This is a genomic window from Saccharopolyspora karakumensis (assembly GCF_004349225.1).
GTDB lineage: Bacteria > Actinomycetota > Actinomycetes > Mycobacteriales > Pseudonocardiaceae > Saccharopolyspora > Saccharopolyspora endophytica.
Genome location: NZ_SMLA01000082.1, coordinates 1 through 20,794, shown reverse-complemented (window position 1 = coordinate 20,794; position 20,794 = coordinate 1). Strand labels below are relative to the sequence as shown.

The 20,794-nt window shown below is 69.2% G+C and carries 16 protein-coding genes and 2 tRNA genes; 5 read left to right on the top strand and 13 right to left on the bottom strand.

Annotated elements, in window-relative coordinates:
• Positions 1-396: 396 nt before the first annotated feature.
• The 4 genes from E1202_RS29550 to gltX form a co-directional block, all read right to left on the bottom strand.
• A tRNA-Glu gene (locus E1202_RS29550) sits at positions 397-469 on the bottom strand.
• A gap of 32 nt (positions 470-501) precedes the next feature.
• Positions 502-573: transfer RNA gene (locus tag E1202_RS29545), tRNA-Gln, on the bottom strand.
• Between the two features lie 157 nt (positions 574-730).
• Positions 731-1,498, bottom strand: coding sequence for an HAD family hydrolase (locus E1202_RS29540; RefSeq protein WP_132686598.1), 768 nt, complete (start codon positions 1,496-1,498; stop codon positions 731-733).
• Between the two features lie 206 nt (positions 1,499-1,704).
• A complete protein-coding gene (gene gltX, locus E1202_RS29535; RefSeq protein WP_132686597.1) occupies positions 1,705-3,213 on the bottom strand; it encodes a glutamate--tRNA ligase in 1,509 nt (502 codons plus the stop codon).
• Between the two features lie 105 nt (positions 3,214-3,318).
• On the opposite strand from gltX, the gene E1202_RS29530 reads away from it, so the two are divergent.
• Positions 3,319-4,548, top strand: a complete 1,230-nt coding sequence (locus E1202_RS29530; RefSeq protein ID WP_132686596.1) for an FAD-dependent oxidoreductase — start codon at positions 3,319-3,321, stop codon at positions 4,546-4,548.
• 84 nt (positions 4,549-4,632) lie between these two features.
• On the opposite strand, the gene E1202_RS29525 is transcribed toward E1202_RS29530, so the two are convergent.
• The 8 genes from E1202_RS29525 to E1202_RS29490 all read right to left on the bottom strand — a co-directional run bounded on the left by E1202_RS29525 (position 4,633) and on the right by E1202_RS29490 (position 14,429).
• Complete coding sequence (locus E1202_RS29525; RefSeq protein ID WP_132686595.1) at positions 4,633-5,415, bottom strand: fumarylacetoacetate hydrolase family protein; 783 nt, start codon at positions 5,413-5,415, stop codon at positions 4,633-4,635.
• Between the two features lie 106 nt (positions 5,416-5,521).
• Complete coding sequence (cimA, locus tag E1202_RS29520; RefSeq protein ID WP_132686594.1) at positions 5,522-7,123, bottom strand: citramalate synthase; 1,602 nt, start codon at positions 7,121-7,123, stop codon at positions 5,522-5,524.
• A gap of 281 nt (positions 7,124-7,404) precedes the next feature.
• Positions 7,405-8,448, bottom strand: a complete 1,044-nt coding sequence (locus tag E1202_RS29515; protein ID WP_132676788.1) for a 3-isopropylmalate dehydrogenase — start codon at positions 8,446-8,448, stop codon at positions 7,405-7,407.
• Between the two features lie 269 nt (positions 8,449-8,717).
• Entirely contained in the window at positions 8,718-10,313 is a 1,596-nt protein-coding gene (gene serA, locus E1202_RS29510; protein WP_132686593.1) for a phosphoglycerate dehydrogenase, read from the bottom strand.
• 265 nt (positions 10,314-10,578) lie between these two features.
• Complete coding sequence (locus tag E1202_RS29505; RefSeq protein WP_132627456.1) at positions 10,579-10,824, bottom strand: DUF397 domain-containing protein; 246 nt, start codon at positions 10,822-10,824, stop codon at positions 10,579-10,581.
• 173 nt (positions 10,825-10,997) lie between these two features.
• Positions 10,998-11,993, bottom strand: coding sequence for a ketol-acid reductoisomerase (ilvC, locus tag E1202_RS29500; protein ID WP_132686592.1), 996 nt, complete (start codon positions 11,991-11,993; stop codon positions 10,998-11,000).
• A 100-nt stretch (positions 11,994-12,093) separates the two neighbouring features.
• Positions 12,094-12,600 carry an acetolactate synthase small subunit gene (gene ilvN / locus E1202_RS29495; RefSeq protein WP_093413489.1) on the bottom strand — a complete coding sequence of 169 codons (507 nt, stop codon included), beginning with the start codon at positions 12,598-12,600 and terminating at the stop codon, positions 12,094-12,096.
• Positions 12,597-14,429: an acetolactate synthase large subunit gene (locus tag E1202_RS29490; protein WP_132686591.1), complete on the bottom strand. Its 1,833-nt coding sequence runs from the start codon at positions 14,427-14,429 to the stop codon at positions 12,597-12,599. Before E1202_RS29490 ends, ilvN begins: the two co-directional genes overlap by 4 nt.
• A gap of 387 nt (positions 14,430-14,816) precedes the next feature.
• On the opposite strand from E1202_RS29490, the gene E1202_RS29485 reads away from it, so the two are divergent.
• Positions 14,817-15,290, top strand: coding sequence for a PH domain-containing protein (locus E1202_RS29485; RefSeq protein WP_235879100.1), 474 nt, complete (start codon positions 14,817-14,819; stop codon positions 15,288-15,290).
• Between the two features lie 192 nt (positions 15,291-15,482).
• Positions 15,483-17,327, top strand: coding sequence for a dihydroxy-acid dehydratase (gene ilvD, locus E1202_RS29480; protein WP_132686590.1), 1,845 nt, complete (start codon positions 15,483-15,485; stop codon positions 17,325-17,327).
• Between the two features lie 276 nt (positions 17,328-17,603).
• Here the strand turns inward: ilvD and E1202_RS29475 are convergent, their stop codons facing one another.
• Positions 17,604-18,350, bottom strand: coding sequence for a DoxX family protein (locus E1202_RS29475; protein WP_132686589.1), 747 nt, complete (start codon positions 18,348-18,350; stop codon positions 17,604-17,606).
• Positions 18,351-18,643: 293 nt separating this feature from the next.
• Between E1202_RS29475 and E1202_RS29470 the strand changes: the two genes are divergently transcribed.
• Both E1202_RS29470 and E1202_RS29465 read left to right on the top strand, forming a co-directional pair.
• Positions 18,644-19,444: an alpha/beta fold hydrolase gene (locus E1202_RS29470; RefSeq protein ID WP_165944026.1), complete on the top strand. Its 801-nt coding sequence runs from the start codon at positions 18,644-18,646 to the stop codon at positions 19,442-19,444.
• Between the two features lie 75 nt (positions 19,445-19,519).
• Entirely contained in the window at positions 19,520-20,671 is a 1,152-nt protein-coding gene (locus E1202_RS29465) for a PQQ-dependent sugar dehydrogenase (protein WP_207918988.1), read from the top strand.
• Positions 20,672-20,794 lie beyond the last annotated feature (123 nt).

The window sequence follows — 20,794 nt, the reverse complement described above, 5'->3', positions numbered from 1 at the left end:
CAACCCCCCACCCCAACCCCACAACCAGCAAAAACAAAGAAGACGTGACCCCAACAACAAAGAGAGGAGCAAGAGGGGAAGGAGCGGAGGAAGAAGAAAGAAAACCCAAAAAGAGACAACCCGAGGCGCGAAGCAACGAGCCAACAACCCAACCAAAGAACAACGAAGCAACCAAGCAGCCAAGCGAAGCGCAGGCAAGCCCCCCAAGCAGCCAAGCGAAGCGCAGGCGGCCCAACCAGCTGGTCAGAAACCCAGGCCGGGGAACGAATCCCAAAGGAAGGAGCTCTCCCCAGAGCAACCACCGCACCGTGGGGGGCATGGGGGGTTAACCCCCCAACACAATGACGAAGGAAGCCCCTGTCTGCGCATTCCGCAGACAGGGGCCTCCCACCTCTGTAGTCCCGACGGGATTTGAACCCGCGCTACCGCCTTGAGAGGGCGGCGTCCTAGGCCGCTAGACGACGGGACCGCGTTTGAGAGATCACCGGAGTGATCTGCTCGCTGGGGTACCAGGACTCGAACCTAGACTAACTGAACCAGAATCAGTCGTGCTGCCGATTACACCATACCCCATGGTGCTGAACGGCCAGTTGTCCCGAATTCCGATCTCCGCTGGGGAGTTCGGCTTCCGGACTTCTGTCCGCTGCGTTGGTGAATATATTAGACCACCCGTTGAGGGGCCTTTCCAGCACCCCCCCTGTTTGGATGTTCTCGCAGGTGGCGGCCCGGTTCAGGGGGTCTGGCCGACGAGATCGGCGAAGTCGGGTGCGGCGATCTCGGTGACGAGCAGTTCGGGGAGTTCGCGAAGGCTGGTGATGGTGGCGATGGGGTGCTCGGCGGTGCCCCGGGGTGCGGGGACCTGGTCGCGGTTGAGCCAGATGCCGCTGAGGCCGGCGCGAGCGGCTCCTCGGGCGTCGGTGGTGAGCCTGTCGCCGACGTGGGCGACTTCGTGGGCTTGGAGGCCGAGCCGTTCGCACGCGGTGTGGAAGATCCGCGGGTCGGGCTTGGCGACGCCGATCTCGCCGGAGATGACGACCGCGTCGAAGGCGTCGGCGAGCCCGACGGCGGCGAGCTTCTTGCGCTGGTACGCGCTGGGGGCGTTGGTGACGGCGGCGAGGCGGAGGCCGCTGGCGCGCATCCAGTCGAGGCAGTCGAGGGCGTCGTCGAAGAGCCCCCAGGCGCGTTGCATGGCCTCCATGCGCCGGCTCTCGCGACGCTGGGCTTCGGCGTAGTCGATGTGCTCGCCGAAGGCGGCGAAGAAGGCGCGGGTGCGTTCGACGCACATGACGTCGAAGGGCAACTGGGCGTTGACGAATCGCGCGTAGTACCGGTCGGTGGTGCGTTCCCACACGGGCCACGCCCGGTCGGTGCCGAGGAGCTCTCTGAGGGAGCTGCGCGCCGCGCTCTGGCTGTCGAGCAAGGTGTCGTCGAGGTCGAGGCAGACGGCCTTGATCTGAGCGGGATTGCGGGGATTCGATGCGTCAGCCGCGGATGTCACCCCGAGAGGCTAGGCGTTCACGCACCGCGTCCGACTCTGCCAACCTAGTGAAGTCTGCTGTGGGTCTGGAAACACTGTGCAACCGAAGGCCGCTTCCCACCCGTCTTAGCAGTTGGGCTCTGCGGAGTTCGGAGCGATCGCGCAGGTGAGAAGACGACGCCGCCGCGACGCGGGCGCGCGTCGCGGCGGCGTGTCCGGTGGTGCGCTCAGGCGAGGGCCTTGCGGAGCCTCGCCAGGGAGACCTCGCGGCCGAGGAGCTCCATCGACTCGTACAGCGGCGGCGACACGGTGCGGCCGGTGATGGCGACGCGGACCGGGGCGAACGCCTTGCGCGGCTTGATGCCCAGGCCGTCGACGACGGAGACCTTGAGCGCCTCCTCGATGGCGGCGGTGGTCCACTCCGGCAGCTCGTCGAGCGAGCCGATCGCGGCCTGCAGCACGGGCTGCGCGTCGTCGCCGAGGGCCTTCTGCGCGGAGGCCTCCTCGGGCTGGAAGTCGTCGCCGGCGAACAGGAAGGCCATCATGCCGACGGCGTCGGAGAGCACGATGAGCCGCTCCTGCACCAGCGGTGCCGCGGCGCGCACGGTCTCCAGCTGCGACTCGGTGGGTTCTGCGGGCAGCACTCCGCCGTTGATGAGGTAGGGCACGATGCGCTCGACGAAGTCGTCGGGCGCCAGGGCGCGCAGGTGCGCGGAGTTGATGGCGTCGGCCTTCTTCTGGTCGAAGCGGGCCGGGTTGGAGCTGACGCGTCCGATCTCGAACGCCTCGACCATCTCGTCGAGGGTGAACACGTCGCGGTCCTCGGAGATCGACCAGCCCAGCAGCGCGAGGTAGTTGAGCAGGCCCTCCGGCAGGAAGCCCCGGTCGCGGTGGTGGAACAGGTTGGACTGCGGGTCGCGCTTGGACAGCTTCTTGTTGCCCTCGCCCATGACGAACGGCAGGTGGCCGAACTCGGGCGTGAAGTCGGTGACGCCGATGCGCTGCAGCGCTTCGTAGAGCGCGATCTGGCGCGGCGTGGACGACAGCAGGTCTTCGCCGCGCAGGACGTGGCTGATCTGCATGAGCGCGTCGTCGACCGGGTTGGTGAGCGTGTAGAGCGGGTCGCCGTTGCCGCGCACGAGCACCGGGTCGGGGAGGCTGCCCGCGGGGAAGGTGATGTCGCCGCGCACCAGGTCGGTGAAGGTGATGTCGCGCGCGGGCATCTTCAGCCGCAGCACCGGCGTGCGGCCTTCGGCCTTGTAGGCCTCGCGCTGCTCGTCGGTGAGGTCGCGGTCGAAGTTGTCGTAGCCGAGCTTGGGGTCGCGTCCGGCGGCCTTGTGGCGGGCTTCGACCTCTTCGGGGCTGGAGTAGGCCTCGTAGAGCTCACCGGCGGCCAGCAGGCGCTGGGCGATGTCGGCGTAGATGTCGCGCCGCTCGCTCTGCCGGTAGGGGCCGTGGTCGCCGCCGACTCCGGGGCCTTCGTCCCAGTCGAGGCCCAGCCAGCGCAACGCGTCGAGCAGCGCCTGGTAGGACTCCTCGCTGTCGCGGGCGGAGTCGGTGTCCTCGATGCGGAACACCAGCTTGCCCTTGTTGTGCCGGGCGAACGCCCAGTTGTAGAGGGCGGTGCGGATCAGGCCGACGTGCGGGGTTCCGGTCGGCGACGGGCAGAACCGGGCACGAACCGGCCGGGTTACCTCGTCCTGGGCTGCGTCTTTGCTGGCTTCTGGCGTGCTCATAACGGTTTCAGCGTAGCCAGTGCTCGTGCGCGCTTGACGGCCGCATCCGGTAGGTGCATCCTGAATTTATTCAACAGTCGTTGAAAACTCTGGAGGGGGATCGCAATGGAGCGCACCACCTGCGTCGTCGTCGGCGGCGGACCCGCCGGCATGGTTCTCGGACTGCTGCTCGCCCGAGCTGGAGTCGAGGTCACGGTCCTGGAGAAGCACGGCGACTTCCTGCGCGACTTCCGCGGTGACACGGTGCACCCCACGACCCTCCAGCTGCTCGACGACCTCGGCCTGGCCGACCGCTTCGCCCGGATCCCGCAGAGCCGGATCAGCAAGATCCAGCTCCCCCTCGGCCCGGACGGGGAGCTGTTCACGATGGGCGACTTCTCGCTGCTGCCGATCAAGCACAACTACGTCGCGATGGTTCCGCAGTGGGACCTGCTGGACATGCTCGCCGACGAGGGCAAGGCCGAACCGGGGTTCACGCTGCGGATGAACACCGAGGCCACCGAGCTGATCCGGGAGGGCGGCCGGGTACGCGGCGTGCGCTACCGCACCGACTCGGGGCAGACCGGTGAACTGCGCGCCACCATCACCGTGGCCTGCGACGGCCGCAAGTCGTTCGTGCGGGACCTGCCGGAGCTCGGACTGCGGGACTTCCCGACCCCGATGGACGTCCGCTGGTTCCGGGTGCCGCGCCAGGAGGGCGACCCGGAGGGCCTGGTCGGGCTGCTGCGCAAGCGCGCCTTCCAGGTGCTCATCGACCGGCGGGACTACTTCCAGGTCGCCTCGATCATCCACAAGGGCTCCGACGCCGCGGGCCGCTCCCGGCCGATCGAGGAGTTCAACGCGCAGCTCAAGCGGGAGGTCCCGTGGCTCGGAGACCGCGAGCTGGTGCGCTCGTGGGATGACGTGAAGCTGCTGCACGTGACGCTGGACCGGCTGCGCAAGTGGCACGTGCCGGGCCTGCTGTGCATCGGCGACGCGGCGCACGCGATGTCCCCGGTGGGTGGCATCGGCATCAACCTCGCGGTGCAGGACGCCGTCGCGGCGGCCCGCCACCTCGCGGGACCGCTGCGCGAGGGCCGGCTGCGGCGCGAGCACGTGGCAGCCGTCCAGCGGCGCCGCTGGCTGACCACGGTGCTGATCCAGGGCTTCCAGCGCATGATCCACGAGAACGTGGTGGGGCCCGCTCTGCGCGGCGAGATCGATCTCGGTGACTCGGCGAGGCTGCCGCTGCCGGTCCGCGCGGTCTCACAGCTGCCGTTCCTCCGCCGCTTCCCGCCGTACCTGCTCGCCTACGGCGCTGTGCGGGAACGCCCGCCTCGCGAGGCCCTGCGGTAGCCGCCGCGCGACAGCGGGAGTTCTGGTCCGAACCGATCGGACGACAGGCGGGCGGTTCGGACCACGACCGCCCGCCCACCGGCCTCAGGCGTTCTGGACGGGATTCGTCAGGGCGCCGAGACCGTCGATGGAGACCGTGACCTTCTGGCCGTCGGTCATCGGGCCGACACCCGCCGGAGTGCCGGTGAGGATGACGTCGCCGGGCAGCAGCGTCATGATCCGCGAGACCCACGAGACCAGACCGCCGATGCCGTGCACCAGCTGCGAGGTGCGGCCGTCCTGCTTGACCTCACCGTCCAGGTCGGTGCGGATGGACAGGTCCGAGGGATCGATCTCGGTGTCGATCCACGGGCCCAGCGGGCAGAACGTGTCGTATCCCTTGGCGCGCGTCCACTGCCCGTCGGCCTTCTGCTGGTCGCGGGCGGTCACGTCGTTGGCGATCGTGTAGCCGAGCAGCACCTCGGTGCCGCGCGCCTCCGGGACGTCCTTGCAGGGCTGGCCGATGATCGCGGCCAGCTCGCCCTCGAAGTCCACCCGCTCGGAGTTCGGCGGCAGCTTGATCGGCGAATTCGGGCCGATCACCGACGTCGACGGCTTCATGAAGATCAGCGGGTTCTCAGGCGCCTCGCCGCCCATCTCGCGCGCGTGCTCGGCGTAGTTCTTGCCCACGCAGATCACCTTGCTCGGCAGGATCGGCGCCAGCAGGCGCACGTCGGCCATCGGCCACTTCCGACCGGTGTAGGTGGGCGAGCCGAACGGGTGCTGGTCGATCTCGACCGCCACGATCTTCTCCCGCGGCGCCGCCGGATCCGGCTCCAACGCGACAAAGGAAACCCCGTCAGAGTGGGCGACACGAGCCAACCGCAAGACAACCTCCGCAAATCTCATGTGGACGGGTGGTGGGAACCCGCGCCCAACATACTCGGGCACCGGAACCCGCCACCGCATTCCGGGGTTCAGCGGGAGGCTGCGGTCACATCGCGGCGCGGGCCTTGTAGATGAGGGCGTCGCAGAGCGCGAGCCAGCTGGCCTCGACGATGTTGGCGTGCACGCCCACGGTGGTCCACTCGTGCTCGCCGTCGCGGGACTCGACCAGCACCCGGGTGACGGCGTCGGTGCCCGGCTCGTCGACGAGGATGCGGACCTTGTAGTCGGTCAGCTCCACCGACTCCAGCCACGGCAGGTGCGGCACGAGGGCCTTGCGCAGCGCGGCGTCGAGGGCGTTGACGGGACCGTTGCCCTCCGCCGTGGCGATCACCCGCTCCCCCGACACGCTGACCCGCACGGTCGCCTCGGACACGACCTCGCCGTCGTCGCGGTGGTCGAGCAGCACCCGGTACGACTCGAGCTCGAACGGTGTTTCGAGCTCGGCACCCGTCATCTCCCGGCGCAGCAACAACTCCAGCGACGCGTCGGCGGCCTCGAAGGACCAGCCGCGCGCTTCGAGCTCCTTGACCTGCCGCACCGCTCCCCCGACGGCCTCCGGCGAGAGCTCCAGGCCGAGTTCGGCGCCCTTGAGCTCCAGGCTGGCGCGACCGGCCATCTCGGTCACCAGCACCCGCATCCCGTTGCCGACCGCGGCCGGGTCGAGGTGGTTGTAGAGCTCGGGGTCCACTTTGATCGCGCTGGCGTGCAGCCCTGCCTTGTGCGCGAACGCCGACTGCCCCACGTACGCCTGGTGGGTGTCGGGCGCCAGGTTGGCGATTTCGGCCAGCGCGTGCGAAACCCGGGTCAGCTCGGGCATTTTGCCCTCGGGCAGCACCGGCATGTCGAGCTTCATGCCCAGATTTCCCAGAACTGCGAACAGATCCGCGTTGCCCGCGCGCTCGCCGTAGCCGTTGGCGGTGCACTGCACGTGCGTGGCACCGGCCTGCACCGCCGCGACGCTGTTGGCCACGGCGCAACCGGTGTCGTCCTGGCAGTGGATGCCGACGCGGATCCCGGTGCGCGCGATGACCTCCCGCACGGTGTCGGCCAGCTGCAGCGGGAGCTGGCCGCCGTTGGTGTCGCACAGCACGACGACGTCGGCGCCGGCGCCCGCCGCGGCGTCGAGCACCCGCAGCGAGGTGTCGGGGTCGAAGGCGTAGCCGTCGAAGAAGTGCTCGGCGTCGACGAAAACCCGCCTGCCGTGGTCGACGAGGTGGCGGACGGTGTCGGTGATCATCGCGCAGTTCTCGGCGACGTCGGTGCGCAGCGCCCGTTCGACGTGCCTGCGGTCCGATTTGGCCACGAGGGTCACCACGGGGGCGCGAGAGTCCAGCAGTGCGGCAACTTGACGATCTTCGTCCACTTTGGAGCCCGCGCGGCGGGTGGAGCCGAACGCCACGAGCGCGGCGTGGTCCAGTTCGAGTTCCCCTTGCGCCGCGCGGTGAAAGAACTCGGTGTCCTTGGGAAGCGCTCCGGGCCAACCACCTTCGACGAACCCGACCCCGAGTCCGTCCAGCAGGCGCGCGACGGCCAGCTTGTCGGTGACCGAGTACGAAATCCCCTCGCGCTGCGCGCCGTCCCGCAGCGTCGTGTCGTAGACGTGGAACTCGTCGCCCAGGGGCGTGCCGGCCGGCTTGGTGCGGGTCACTGGGTTGTCTCCCGTCGGATCGATCGGTTCGGCGTGGATCTTGACGCAGGCAACAAAAAAGACCCCCCGCAGATGCGAGAGGTCAGCGCGTCGGGAAGCGGAGATGTTTACCCGACGCGCTCGCCAATAATGATCACACTGCGGAAAGCCACGACCCCATGCTGCACACCTCGCGCGCCGATGTCCATCGAACGCGACGGACTTCTCACGATCCGGAAAAGACCGAAGGGCGCCTCCCCAGCGGGGAGACGCCCTTCGGGCGAGAGCCGATCTTCGAGCGATCAGGGCTGCGGCACGACCTCGTGCGAGGACACCAGCGCGGCCAGCCGGTCGCCGATGGCGAACGTGGCGCCCGGCGACGAGTGGTCGCGGGTCGCCAGGTCGAAGGCCACCGAGGCCTCGACGCGCTTGGCGGCCTCGGTGAGCCCGACGTGGTCGAGCAGCATCGCGATCGACAGCACGGCGGCGGTCGGGTCGGCCACGCCCTGCCCGGCGATGTCCGGGGCGCTGCCGTGCACCGGCTCGAACATGCTCGGGTTGCGGCGGGTGGCGTCGATGTTGCCGCTGGCCGCCAGTCCGATGCCGCCGGTGATCGCACCCGAGAGGTCGGTGATGATGTCGCCGAAGAGGTTGTCGGTGACGATCACGTCGAACCGGCTCGGGTCGGTGACCATGTGGATCGTGGTGGCGTCGACGTGCTGGTAGGCCACGGTGACGTCCGGGTACTGCAGCGAGACCTCTTCGACCACGCGCGACCACAACGAGCCGGCGTGGGTGAGCACGTTGGTCTTGTGCACCAGGGTCAGGTGCTTGCGCGGCCGCGAGGCGGCGCGGGCGAACGCGTCGCGCACGACCCGCTCGACGCCGAACGCGGTGTTGATGCTGACCTCGGTGGCGATCTCGTGCGTGGTGTCCTTGCGCAGCAGGCCACCGTTGCCCGCGTACAGGCCCTCGGTGCCCTCGCGCACGACGACCATGTCGATCTCACCCGGGTCGGCCACCGGGCTCTTCACGCCCGGGTACAGCCGCGCGGGGCGCAGGTTCACGTGGTGGTCGAGTTCGAAGCGCAGCCGCAGCAGCAGACCGCGCTCCAGGATGCCGCTGGGCACCGATGGGTCGCCGACCGCGCCGAGCAGGATCGCGTCGTGCTGGCGGAGCTCACCGAGCACGGACTCGGGGAGCAGCTCCCCCGTCGCGTGCCAGCGAGCGGCTCCGAGGTCGTAACGGGTGATCTCGGTATCCGGCACCACCTCGCCGAGCACCTTGAGTGCCTCGGCAACGACCTCCGGCCCGATCCCGTCGCCGGGGATCACAGCGAGCCGCATCTACACACCTCCCGAGAACCACCCCGAACTGCGGGGCTCGAACTGTTGAGCCGAAGGCTACCGGCATGCCCGCGACGAGCGGCACGCTGGGCCCACCAAGTGGATGATAAGTCCCGAACTGTGGGACACCCAGAAGGGTGACGCACTGTTTCGGTCCAGGTACGCACGAGGGGCCGTCCCACGGAGTGGGACGACCCCTTCACGCTTTCGAGCTATTCAGCGTGCGAGCCCGTCGGTGAGCACCTACTCAGCGACACCTCGTTGCGGAATCACTCAAAGCTGACGGTGCGCACGATCCGCGCGCCCACGGCAGCGCCGATCGGCTCCAGCACGCCCTGCTCGACCGGACGGTCCACGCGCAGCAGCATGATCGCCTCGGAGCGCTCGGTGGTCTGGCTGACCGTCGCGGCCTCGATGTTCACGCCGACCTCGCCCAGCAGCGTGCCGACCTTGCCCATCACGCCCGGGCGGTCCGGGTACTCCAGCAGCAGCACGTTGCCCTCGGCCCGCAGGTCGAAGTGCCGGCCGTTGACCTCGACCAGCTTCTCCACCTGGTTCGGACCCGACAGCGCACCGGAGACGACCGAGGTGCTGCCGTCGGCCATGTGCGCGCGCAGCGAGACGACGCTGCGGTGGTTCGGGCTCTCCGAGGTCGTCTTGACCTCGACCTGGACACCCAGCTCCTCGGCCAGCTGCGGGGCGTTGACGAAGGTCACCTGGCTCTCGACCGCACCGGCGAACACGCCGCGCAGCGCCGCGAGCTGCAGCACCGAGACGTCCTCGTCGGCGAGCTCGCCGCGGGCCTCGATGGTCACCGAGCTCGGGGTGCCGCCCTGCAGCGCGGCCAGCAGCTGGCCCAGCTTCTGGGTCAGCGACAGGTACGGGCGGACCTCCTCGCCGACCGCACCGCCCTGGACGTTGACCGCGTCCGGGACGAAGTCGCCGCGCAGCGCCAGCCGGACCGACTTGGCCACGTCGGTGCCCGCGCGGTCCTGGGCCTCGGTGGTGGAGGCACCCAGGTGCGGGGTGACCACGACGTTGTCCAGGGAGAACAGCGGGCTGTCGGTGATCGGCTCGGACTTGAACACGTCGATGCCGGCGCCGGCGACGGTGCCGTTGCGCAGCGCGTCGGCCAGCGCGTCCTCGTCGACCAGACCGCCGCGAGCGGCGTTGATGATGACCAGGTTCGGCTTGGCCTTCTTGAGCTCCTCGGCACCGATCAGGCCCAGGGTCTCGGCGGTCTTCGGGAGGTGGATCGACAACGCGTCGGCGCGGCTGAGCAGCTCCTCCAGCGAGACCAGCTCGATGCCCAGCTGCGCGGCGCGGGCCGGCGACACGTAGGGGTCGTAGGCGATGAGCTTGGTGCCGAAGGCGGCGACGCGGGCGGCGAACAGCTGCCCGATCTTGCCCAGGCCGACGACACCGACGGTCTTGCCGTTGAGCTCGACACCGCCGTAGGAGCTGCGCTTCCAGGCGCCGCCCTTCAGGCTCGCGTCGGCCTGCGGCACGTTGCGGACCACCGACAGCAGCAGCGCCATGGCGTGCTCGGCGGCGGAGACGATGTTGGAGGTGGGGGCGTTGACCACCATCACGCCGCGCTCGGTGGCGGCGGGCACCTCGACGTTGTCGAGACCGACGCCCGCGCGGGCGACGACCTTGAGGTTCTTGGCCGCCGACAGGACTTCGGCATCGACCTTGGTCGCGGAACGGACCAGCAGCGCATCGGCGTCGGCGACAGCGTCGAGCAGCGCCGGACGGTCGGTGCCGTCCACGTTGCGGATCTCGACCTCTTCGCCGAGGGCGTCGATCACGGACGGGGCCAACTTCTCGGCGAGAAGAACGACAGGACGGCTTGCGTTGGTCACGGGCGAACTCCAAGCTGGAAGATCACGATCGGCACGACGATGTGCCCGGACGGGGGAAGTTTAACGGGAGATTGAGAAAGCATTCACAAGGGTGTAGCTCGGATCACCGCTGGATCGAACACGTCCACAAGGCCCGCTCTTTCAGCATTATCGCAGATCACACCCCGTGCAAGGGGCGTCCGTTCCAGAGTGCGGGAGAGATCGGCACCCGAACGGGCCCACGCCGCCCACGCCGACGACATCAGGCCCGAACGGCGGCCGGGCTTCACGGTTCGTCGAATTCGCCGTCCTTGGCGCCCGCGACGAACGCGTCCCATTCCTCGGGGGTGAAAACGAGAACGGGGCCCTCCGGATCCGCCCCGTTCCGCATCCCCACATAACCGTCGACGAACGCGATCTCGACGCCCGGTTCGTCCGGATCATCCGTGCTCGTGATCCACTCCGCGACTGAGAAGTCCAGTTTGTCGCGGACGTGCGCTTTGTCGTCGACGATCTCGTTCTCTGCACTCACGATGCGTACCGTATCCCTCACTCATAGCGATATCCCGTTGTGGGAGACCCGCCCGGCGGAAACCTACCCACCACCGCCGAAACACGCGAGGCCCGGTGAAACCTCGTGGGAGAGGGTTCACCGGGCCAGGCGGGTCAACGCTGCCGAGGGCTCCGGAGAGCTCGGAGATCAGCTCACTTGTTGGTCCAGGACATCAGCGAGCGGAGCTTCTTGCCGACCTCTTCGATCTGGTGGGCGTTGCCCTCGGCCTGCAGCTTGGAGAAGTTCGGGCGGCCGGCCTCGTCCTCGGCCACCCACTCCTTGGCGAAGGTGCCGTCCTGGATCTCACCGAGCACCTTGCGCATCGAGTCCTTGACGTGCGAGTCGATGACGCGCGGGCCGCGGGTGAGGTCGCCGTACTCGGCGGTGTCCGAGCAGGAGTAGCGCTGACCGGCGATGCCGCCCTCCCACATCAGGTCCACGATCAGCTTGAGCTCGTGCAGGACCTCGAAGTAGGCGATCTCCGGCTGGTAACCGGCCTCGACCAGCACCTCGAAACCGTTCTGCACCAGCGCGGAGGCACCACCGCAGAGGACGGCCTGCTCACCGAACAGGTCGGTCTCGGTCTCCTCCTTGAAGGTGGTCTTGATGACGCCGGCGCGGGCACCGCCGATGGCGGCGGCGTAGGACAGCGCCAGGGCCTGGCCGTTGCCCGAGGCGTCCTGCTCGACGGCGATCAGGCACGGCACGCCCTTGCCGTCGACGAACTGGCGGCGGACCAGGTGGCCCGGACCCTTCGGGGCGACCATCGCGACGTCGACGTCGGCCGGCGGCTGGATCAGGCCGTAGCGGATGTTGAAGCCGTGGCCGAAGAACAGCGCGTCACCCTGCTTGAGGTTCGGGGCGACGTCGTTGGCGTAGATCTCGCGCTGCTTGGTGTCGGGCGCCAGGATCATGATCAGGTCGGCCTCGGCGGACGCCTCGGACGGGGTGAGGACCTTCAGGCCCTCCTCCTCGGCCTTGGCGCGGGACTTGGAACCCTCCGGCAGACCGATGCGCACGTCCACGCCCGAGTCCCGCAGGCTCAGCGCGTGGGCGTGACCCTGGCTGCCGTAGCCGATGACGGCGACCTTGCGGCCCTGCACGATGCCGAGGTCCGCGTCCGCGTCGTAGAAGATTTCAACTGCCATGGTGATTCAGCGTTTCCTTTCGGGACTTCATCGGTTGTCGGCCGTGGCTGGCAACCGCTAGCTCGTGAGCCTGTTGGGCCTGTGGCGGGGTAGCCGGTTGTCAGCGGACTGCGGTGGCCGTGATGGAGCGGGGGCCTCGGCCGATCGCGATCGTCCCCGACTGCACCATCTCGCGGACGCCGTAGGGTTCCAGCATTCGCAGCAACGCGTCGAGCTTATCGGCGGTGCCGGTGGCCTCGATGGTCAGCGCCTCCGGCGAGACGTCCACCACCTTGGCGCGGAACAGCTGCACGGTCTCCAGGACCTGGCTGCGCACCGAGGAGTCGGCGCGGACCTTGACCAGCAGCAGCTCGCGCTGCACCGCGGCGTCGTCCTCCAGCTCCACGATCTTGATCACGTTCACCAGCTTGTTGAGCTGCTTGGTGACCTGCTCCAGCGGCTGGTCGCTGACGGCGACCACGATCGTCATCCGGGAGATCTCCGGGTGCTCGGTCGGGCCGACCGCGAGCGACTCGATGTTGAAGCTCCGCCGGGAGAACAGGCCGGAAACCCGGGCGAGAACACCGGGAACGTTCTCCACCAGAACGCTCAGCGTATGCCTAGTCACGCTTCGTCCTCCTCGAACAGGGGGCGGATGCCGCGTGCCGCCATGATCTCGTCGTTGCCGGTGCCCGCCGCCACCATCGGCCACACCTGGGCGTCCTTGCCCACCACGAAGTCGATCACGACCGGTCGGTCGTTGATCTCCATAGCCCGCTGGATGACGCTGTCGACGTCCTCTTTGGACTCACACCGCAGGCCGGCGCACCCGTAGGCGTCGGCGAGCAGCTTGAAGTCCGGGATGCGGTGCTTGTGGGTGCCGAGGTCGCTGTGTGAGTAACGCTCGGCGTAAAACAGGTTCTGCCACTGCCGGACCATACCCAGGTTGCCGTTGTTGATGACGGCCACCTTGATGGGGATGTCCTCGATCGCGCAGGTCGCGAGCTCCTGGTTGGTCATCTGGAAGCAGCCGTCGCCGTCGATGGCCCACACGACCTTGTCCGGCACACCGGCCTTGGCGCCCATGGCCGCGGGCACCGCGTACCCCATGGTTCCCAGGCCACCGGAGTTCAGCCAGGTCCGCGGGTTGTCGTAGCCGACGAACTGCGCGGCCCACATCTGGTGCTGGCCCACGCCCGCGGCGTAGACCGCGTCGGTGCCGGCGATCTTGCCCAGCCGCTCGATGACGTACTCCGGCGACAGGCTGCCGTCGCTGGGCTCGGCGTAGCCGAGCGGGAACCGGCCGCGGATGTCGTCCAGCATCGCCCACCACGCCGTCAGGTCCGCGGTGCCGTCCTCGGCCTCGGCGGCCTCGAACGCCTCGGTCAGCTCGGCGATGACGTCCTTGCAGTCACCGACGATCGGGACGTCGGCGTGGCGGTTCTTGGAGATCTCGGCCGGGTCGATGTCGGCGTGCACGACCTTGGCGTCGGGCGCGAACGACGAGAGCTGGCCGGTGACCCGGTCGTCGAACCGGGTGCCCAGGGCGATCAGCAGGTCGGAGCGCTGCATCGCGGCGACCGCGGCGACGGTGCCGTGCATGCCCGGCATGCCGAGGTGCTGCGGGTGCGAGTCCGGGAACGCACCGCGCGCCATCAGCGTGGTGACCACCGGGATGCCCGTGCGCTCGGCCAGCTGCCGCAGCTCGGCGTGCGCCTCGGCCTTGATGACACCACCACCGACGTAGAGCACCGGCTGCTTGGCCTCGACCACGAGCTTCGCGGCCTCGCGGACCTGCTTTCCGTGCGGCTTGCTGGTCGGCTTGTACCCCGGCAGCTTCATCTCCGGCGGCCAGGAGAAGGACATGGTGGCCTGCTGGACGTCCTTGGGGATGTCGACCAGCACCGGGCCCGGGCGACCGCTGGCGGCGATGTAGAACGCCTCGGCGATGATCCGCGGGATGTCCTCGGCGTCGGTGACCAGGAAGTTGTGCTTGGTGATCGGCAGCGTGATGCCGCAGATGTCGGCTTCCTGGAAGGCGTCGGTGCCGATCAGGCCGGTGGACTGCTGACCGGTGATCGCCACGACCGGGACGGAGTCCATGTGCGCGTCGGCGAGCGGGGTGACCAGGTTCGTCGCACCCGGGCCGGAGGTGGCCATGCACACCCCGACCTTGCCGGTGGCCTGCGCGTATCCGGTCGCCGCGTGCCCGCCGCCCTGCTCGTGGCGGACCAGCACGTGCCGGACCTTCTCGGAGTCGAGCAAGGGGTCGTAGGACGGGAGGATGGTGCCACCCGGAATCCCGAAGACGACCTCGCAACCCACGGACTCCAGCGAGCGGACGAGTGCCTGCGCACCCGTCATCTTCACCGGAGCACCGCTGGGCGGCGCGGGCTTGGGTCGGCGTCCTGGCGGGGGCGCCGGGACCGGATTCTGCCTGGTATTGGCGCTGGTCATCGGGTCAACCTCGGTGGTTGGGAGTGGGACCGGACACGAAAAAACCCTCGCAGGCCACAAAGAGGCCCCACGAGGGTTGGCGCGTCGACGCTGCGAACTTCCTTAGGCGTCGACGCGCCAGGGAAGTACGAGAATGTCGTGCAGTCGCAGCATGGCCAGGACGTTAATGGGACCGGTCGCGCCACGTCAAACGATCCGGGACGATCGTCTCGCATGGTGGGCGCGCGTCCAGGCTGCCACGAACCGGCCGTTCGCGCTTTTGCCAGTTCAGCGATGCTGTTGCGACGAGATTCGCGGCGGGTGTGATACGCGCCGCTCCCCGGCTCCCAGCCGGCGGGAGGTTCGGGTCCCGAACGGGCGAAGCCGACCAGGTGAGAACATCGAGGGGTGAGCGAGACACCCCAGGACGACGCCGCCGAACCGCAGAGCACCGAATCCGCGCCCGCCGCGGAGCCGCGGAACACCGAGATCCCGGAGTCGCTGAACTTCCGGGTCCCCCGCGTGTCGCTGCTCGCCGTGCTCGCGGTCGCCGCCTGCGCGGTACCGCTGGCCACCACCTCCGGTCCGGTGGGGCTGCTGGTCTTCCTGATCCCGCTCGCACTGCTGTGGGCCGTGCTGCGGCCGGGCACCACCGTCGACGCCGAGCGGATCAAGACCCGCACCCTCGTCGGCGGGCGCACCCTGCCCTGGGAGTCGCTGAAGGGCCTGGCCATCACCAAGCAGTCCAAGGTCCGCGCCAGCACCACCGACGGCGCCGAGGTCACGCTGCCCACCGTGCGCCCGCGCCACCTCCCCGCCATCTCCCTGGTCAGCCGCGGACACCTCCCGGACCCCACCGCGCGGTCCACCGACGAGGACTGACACCGAAGATCCCGACCCGTAATCTGGCCGACATGCGTGCTCAAGCACGGTGTTCGCAGGGGTAGGGTCGGAGTCACCGCCACGCTTAGCGCCCACAAGGCGACGTCAGCGGGCTGGGCCGTTCGCGTTGAAGCTCGCTGGCTCCGCACCCGGCCCCACCGCACAAAGCCTGGAATCGAAGAAGGTCTCCCAATGCCTCAGCTGCGTTCCCGAACCACGACTCACGGCCGGAATGCCGCCGGCGCCCGTTCGCTGTGGCGCGCCACCGGCATGACCGACGACGACTTCGGAAAGCCGATCGTCGCGATCGCCAACTCCTACACCCAGTTCGTGCCCGGTCACGTGCACCTGCGCGACCTCGGTGACGTCGTGGCCGAGACGATCCGCGAGGCGGGCGGCGTGCCGCGCGAGTTCCACACCATCGCCGTCGACGACGGCATCGCCATGGGCCACAGCGGCATGCTCTACTCGCTGCCCTCGCGGGAGATCATCGCCGACTCGGTGGAGTACATGGTCAACGCGCACCAGGCCGACGCGCTGGTGTGCATCTCCAACTGCGACAAGATCACCCCGGGCATGCTCAACGCCGCGATGCGGCTGAACATCCCCGCGGTGTTCGTCTCCGGCGGCCCGATGGAGGCCGGCAAGGCCGTCGTGGTCGAGGGCGTCGCGCACGCGCCGACCGACCTGATCACCACCATCTCGGCCTCGGCGAACTCGGCGATCGACGACGAGGGCCTGTCCGAGGTCGAGCGCTCCGCGTGCCCGACCTGCGGTTCGTGCTCGGGCATGTTCACCGCGAACTCGATGAACTGCCTGACCGAGGCGCTGGGGCTGGCGCTGCCGGGCAACGGTTCGACGCTGGCCACCCACGCCGCGCGCCGCGAGCTCTTCCAGGAGGCCGGCCGCACGGTCGTCAACATCGCCAAGCGCTACTACCAGTCCGACGACGAGAGCGTCCTGCCGCGCTCGATCGCCAACAAGCAGGCGTTCGAGAACGCGATGGCGCTGGACATGGCGATGGGCGGTTCCACCAACACGGTGCTGCACACCCTCGCCGCCGCGCAGGAGGGCGAGATCGACTTCACCCTCGACGACATCGCCGAGATCAGCCGCAAGGTGCCGTGCCTGTCGAAGGTCGCGCCGAACTCCGACTACCACATGGAGGACGTGCACCGGGCCGGCGGCATCAGCGCGATCATGGGTGAGCTCGACCGCGCCGGTCTGCTGCACCGCGACGTCGCCTCGGTCCACAGCGAGAGCCTGACCGCGTGGCTGTCCACGTGGGACGTCCGCGGCGAATCGCCGTCGGAGAAGGCGCTGGAGATCTTCCACGCCGCGCCCGGCGGAGTGCGCACCACGAAGGCGTTCTCCACCGACAACCGCTGGTCGTCGCTGGACACCGACGCCGCCAACGGCTGCATCCGCGACGTCGAGCACGCCTACACCGTCGACGGCGGCCTGGCCGTGCTCAAGGGCAACCTCGCCGAGGAGGGCGCGGTCATCAAGGCGGCCGGCGTCGAGGAGGAGCTCTGGCACTTCCAGGGTCCGGCGCGGGTGCTGGAGAGCCAGGAGCAGGCGGTCTCGGCGATCCTGAACAAGGAGATCCAGCCCGGTGAGGTGCTGGTGATCCGCTACGAGGGCCCCGCCGGCGGCCCGGGCATGCAGGAGATGCTGCACCCGACCGCGTTCCTCAAGGGATCCGGTCTGGGCAAGAAGTGCGCGCTGATCACCGACGGCCGGTTCTCCGGTGGTTCGTCGGGCCTGTCGGTCGGGCACATCTCACCGGAAGCCGCGGGCGGCGGGCTCATCGGCCTGGTGGAGAACGGCGACCAGGTCCTCATCGACGTCCACGAGCGCAAGCTGGAGCTGCTGGTCGACGAGCAGGTCCTGGCCGAACGCCGCGCCAAGATGGAGGCCGGCGAGAACCCCTGGCAGCCCATCGGCCGCGAGCGCAAGGTCACCACAGCCCTCCGCGCCTACGCCAAGCTCGCGACGTCCGCCTCCTACGGAGCAGTCCGCGACGTGAACAAGTGAGCTGCGTCGTTGCGTGAGCCAAGTGGCGAAGCCACTTTCTCCTTGCCCCACCCTAGGCACTGGCACCGCCGCGGGTTCTGAGCGGCTTCGTGGCGAGGACGGCCGCTCCGCCGTGTATTGGACATACATCAGGAGTGGCACCCGCAGTCCACGGAGCCGCTCAGGTTCCGCCTACCCGCACCGCTGCGCAGAACGACCACATCGCTCTTGAGAGAGAAGAAATCGGGCCCCGGCTCCTGGTCTTGGAGCCGAGGCCCGATCTCGTCGGTGCACGTCTCAGGGGCGGTGGAAGAGGATCAGGATCGCCGCAGCCGCGCCAGCCGCGACGACCAGGCCGAAGAAGCCGAATCCCAACGGACGGCGGAACCACACTCGCCCGTAGTCCAGGGCCACCCGGCCGGGGCCGGTGAACATCACGCCGAGACCGAGGGCACCGAGGATGGCATCCATCTCGAACCCGCCGTCGGCGTTGAAGAAACCGGCGCCCAGCTTGACGAACACCGCACTGGCCATCAGACCCACCACGCCGGCCGCGGCGGCCGGCGTGAACAGGCCCAGGACCAGCAGCGCACCCGCACCGAGCTCGGTACCACCGGTGACCAGCGAGAGCGCGGCGCTCTGCTGGAAGCCCATGCCGGAGAGCACCTCCGCGAAGCCCTCCGGGCCGGGGCCGCCGAACGCGCCGAACAGCTTCTGCGCACCGTGCAGGAGGAAGACCCCTCCCAGCGCCAGGCGCAGGATCAGCAGCCCGAGGTCGGTTCCCGCGTTCCAGGCGAAGGGCTTGCGCGTCTTGCCGAGTTCCTCGGCGTAGCCGGAGTCTTCGCCGACACCGCTCACCAGCGAGGTCGCTTCACCGTCGCTGTAGCCGTCGTCTTCGTCGTAGTAGTTGTGCTGGCGTGCGCCGAGGCTCTGCGTGCTCTTGGCCGAAACCTTCGCGCCGCGGGGCCGCTGAGCGTGCGCGCCGTAGCTGCGATCGTCGGGGGAGCCGCCCGCACCGCCGGGGCGATCGTCTTGGATGCTCACGCCGCAGGAGGCTAGGGCATCTTCACCTGAAAGTGCGAGCCTTTGCGATAAAACCTTCCCCACACGTGACAGGTTCGATACCACAGGACTCGTTCCGGGTGGAAAATGTCCTGATGGAGGACCCAGAATTCCGCGGGCCGAGGTCGCACCAATCCGATGTCTCCGCTGGTGGTGCGCATTTCCTGGACATCGGTGAGGGCCGGCCGTCGCCTTCGTTCGCGCCGAGAGCGGTGCTTATGCTTCCCGAACTCGTTTCGGCGCCGGAATTGCTTCCTCTCGATTGCGCGGCCCAGGTGCTGAATTGGTCACCGGAGAGCATTTCCTCCGGCACCACCGGTGAGCACGTGGCCGACGCCCTCGCAGTGCTCGACGACGCCGACATGCCCGAGTGCGTCGTCCTCGCCTGGTCGGGTGGTACTTCGCCGGCCGTGGAGCTCGCCGCCCGCCACCCCGACCGCGTGCGCGGGCTCCTGCTGCTGGCAGGACCGCCCACGGCGGGCGCGGAGATGCTGCTGTCCAGCGTCGGCGTGCCCGATGCGCTGCGCAGGCTGCTGGCCGCGGGCGGCTCGGCCTCGCTGCGCCTGACCGGTGACCTGCTGGAGTCCATCACCGCGCAGCTGCCGGTCGGGGACTTGCCCGCCCGCCTGCTGCGCCAGGCCGGTCTGCTTCCCGACGACGAGGACCTCGGCGGCATCACGGACGCCCTGCGCAACCTGGTGCAGCACGACTGGCGCAAGCACGTCGAACTCGCGCTGGCCTGGAGCGCGTCGGTCCGCGACGGCCTGCCGCGCATCAGCTGCCCGGTCACCCTGCTGGCCGGGCGCAACGATCCCCTCGGAGAACCGCTGACCACGGCGCGGCAGATCGGTTCCCTCCCGCAGGCCAGGGTGCGGCTGCTCGACACCTCCCACTTCATCCCGCTGGAAGCCCCGGACACCGTCCGGGAGGAGTTGGCGCTGCTGCTGCGCCGGGTCGAGGCCGTCGAATGCGCTCGCCGCGGCATCGACCCGCCACCTCCGCCGGTCCGCCGGATCCGCCTCCCGCTGCCGGAACGCCGGCGACCCCGCCGCCGCGCCCTGCACCCCCCGTTGTGATCCGGCCTTAGGTGAACGGCTGATCGCGGTGGCTCACCACGCGTTCACCCGACGGCGGATAGGGTCGGAGGCGTGATGGGTCGTACTCGTGCGCTGGTGGGCGCCTTCGCGGTGCTCGGAATCGTGCTGAGCGGATGCGCCGAGTTCCCCGACGAGCACAACCGTCCGTTCGCCGAGCAGCCCTCGCTGGCGCCGCAGGCCGGTCCGCAGCCCTCGTTCGAGAGCGAAGCACCGCCGTCGGAGGCCCCGGGCGAGGCGAAACCGCAGCCGCCCGCGCAGCCGGTCGGGTGCGAGGACCCCGACCCCGCGGTGATCACCACGTGCCTGGACCCGGTCGGGGCGATCGCGGTGCTGCCGGACGGGCAGAGCGCGCTGGTCGGCGAGCGCTCCACGGGTCGCGTGCTGCGGGTGAAGAAGGGCGCGAAACCCGTTGAGCTGGCGCAGATCCCCGTCGACTCGAGCAACGGCGGCGGACTCACGGGCCTGGCCCTGTCGCCGACGTACCACGAGGACGAGCTCTTCTACGCCTACGTCACCACCGGCTCGGACAACCGGGTCGTGCGGGTCGCCAGCGGCGACAGCCCGAAGCCGGTGCTGACCGGGATTCCCAAGGGCTCCACCGGCAACGCGGGCGCCCTGCTCGACGACGGCAAGGGCGCGCTGCTGGTGGCCACCGGCAACGCCGGCGATCCGGCCGGTTCCGCGAACCCGTCGACGCTGTCCGGGAAGCTGCTGCGCATCGACGGTTTCGGCAAGCCCGCCGAGGGCAATCCGCAGCGCGATTCGCCGGTGGTCACCTCCGGCCTGAACGAGCCCACCGGGATCTGCGGCACGGCCGCGCTGAGCACGTTCTGGGTGACCGACCGCAACAGCGGCAAGGACTCCCTCTACCAGGTGAAGTTCGGTGAGCCGCTGGGCAATCCGGCCTGGACCTGGTCGGACCGGCCCGGGGTGTCGGGATGCGCGGCGGATCCGTCCACCGTGATCGTGGCGCTGCGCGACGCCTCGGCGCTCTACACGCTGCACCCGGCGCCGGACGGCAGCTTCACCGGCCAGCCCACCAAGGTGCTGGAGAACCGCTACGGCCGCTTCGCCACGGCCGCGCTGGCCCCGGACGGCATGGTGTGGCTGGGCACGACCAACCGCGACGGCGGACGTCCCGTCCCCAGCGACGACCGGGTCCTGCGCCTGGAGCCGCCGACCGGCGGCACGGCGGGCAAGGACTAGGTTCTGTCCTGTAATTGATCTAGCGGCGCGGTCTGGTTTGATCTTGGGTTGTGGTGGGTCGTGGTGAGTTGACGGATCGCGCGTGGGCGCGGATTGAGCCGCTGTTACCGCCGGTGTCAGGGA

Coding starts and splice junctions, on each gene's coding strand:
- gltX (WP_132686597.1), bottom strand. CDS start 3,213: ATGAGCACGCCAGAAGCCAGCAAAGACGCAGCCCAGGACGAGGTAACC.
- E1202_RS29530 (WP_132686596.1), top strand. CDS start 3,319: ATGGAGCGCACCACCTGCGTCGTCGTCGGCGGCGGACCCGCCGGCATG.
- E1202_RS29515 (WP_132676788.1), bottom strand. CDS start 8,448: ATGCGGCTCGCTGTGATCCCCGGCGACGGGATCGGGCCGGAGGTCGTT.
- ilvC (WP_132686592.1), bottom strand. CDS start 11,993: ATGGCAGTTGAAATCTTCTACGACGCGGACGCGGACCTCGGCATCGTG.
- E1202_RS29490 (WP_132686591.1), bottom strand. CDS start 14,429: ATGACCAGCGCCAATACCAGGCAGAATCCGGTCCCGGCGCCCCCGCCA.
- ilvD (WP_132686590.1), top strand. CDS start 15,483: ATGCCTCAGCTGCGTTCCCGAACCACGACTCACGGCCGGAATGCCGCC.
- E1202_RS29465 (WP_207918988.1), top strand. CDS start 19,520: ATGGGTCGTACTCGTGCGCTGGTGGGCGCCTTCGCGGTGCTCGGAATC.